The organism is Brevibacillus sp. FW306-2-1A-C05A, assembly GCF_058781555.1.
Map to the genome: position 1 here is coordinate 1 of NZ_JBYSWV010000105.1, position 1,407 is coordinate 1,407.

Annotated in this window: 1 protein-coding gene; it reads right to left on the reverse strand. The window is 41.6% G+C overall.

The genetic code is table 11. The features are described 5' to 3' along the window. Positions 1-122: 122 nt before the first annotated feature. Positions 123-1,268, reverse strand: a complete 1,146-nt coding sequence (locus tag AC3WJN_RS25505) for an IS4 family transposase (RefSeq protein ID WP_005837477.1) — start codon at positions 1,266-1,268, stop codon at positions 123-125. Between the last annotated feature and the right edge of the window lie 139 nt (positions 1,269-1,407).

The following is a 1,407-nucleotide window of genomic DNA, read 5'->3' on the forward strand; positions in this document are numbered from 1 at the left end:
AAGTATTCTGAATGACATTTTCAGCTACACAACCAAAAACGGCAGCAACCAAGCAAAAGGTAGCCACTGTCCATTTGGTAGTTTTATACATTTATTACAATCGTGATAACAGCAACCAATACCTAATTCCTTTTCTGTCGCCCTCTGGATGTTCGTTTGGACTGGTAATTCATTCTACCTATCCATTGTTCGAACGTTTGCCAAAGAAACACTTTTAGCCATCTCCTGATCTGCAACAAGCTGTGCTGACTGTTTTGTTCCAGTTTGACAAGGAGCAACAGGCAGTAGGCAATGAGTGCGAGTAATACTTGGTTTCGTACCGCATTTTCACTCGTTCCATAGAAGTTCTTGATCTTTACATGCTGCTTTATCCACTTGAAAAACAGCTCAATTTGCCAACGCCAACGATAGATGTCGCTGAGTTCTTCTGCTTCCAGGTCGAACCGATTCGTAATGATTCGAATGAGATTTCCCTTCGAATCAAGCGTTTCAATGAGTCGCAGCACGTTATCTACCCGCTTTTGAGGCGTTCCAAGAAGGATCATGGAATCCGATAAAACGGAGCTTTCCAAGGGGATTTTGAATTCATAAAGATGACGGATTTCGGCGTTATCTTTTAGACGAGAAGCGAAAAAGATGCCTTTGTCCGTGTATTCATCAAATTTTTCATAATCCACATACCCTCGATCAAAGACGTACATCATACCGATCTCATCAATCAACGATTCCATTTGAGTGCGGTCATTGGACTTGGCACCCGTGATGGTTATTTTTTCAGGATACACATCCCCCTGGTCGGCAAAGACGAGACGAAGATGAAGTTTGATGCCAGCCTTGGTTTTACGGAAAGTTGCCCATTTGTACTTCTGCAAACACAGCCCAATCGTTGTAGAATCAATGATTTTCATGTCTTTTCGAAGGGAATACGTGTTGCCCGAGTGTCTCTGAATTTGCCCTACAAGGTCAACAAATATTTCTTCAAGCAAAGCTGGATCTACTCGATTGTTTTTGCGACTAAGCTGAGCGGGACTAATCGACGACAGTCCTAACTCTCGCTGGAATTTCTTTGATAAAACATCATCTGCAATGGCTCGGAGTCCTTCTCGTTGCTGAAGTTGAGCATGCAAAAACAGGAGTAGATATGCTTTGGTCGTTAACTTTTTCACGTACTTGTCCTGATCCGTTTCGTCTATCCGTTGTTGAAATTTCACAATATTAATGGGTGAAATGTATTTACCAAATGAAGAAAATAGGGTATTCTTGTCCATGGTCTATCCTTTGCGTTGGATTTGGACAGGAACTACCTGACCTTTCCAGTGTAAAGGATTTTTTTATGCCTGAGAACACTTGAACGCTGAAAGTTATGATGATTTTGAATGGTATGAAAAGATTAATGCAACGCTAGTG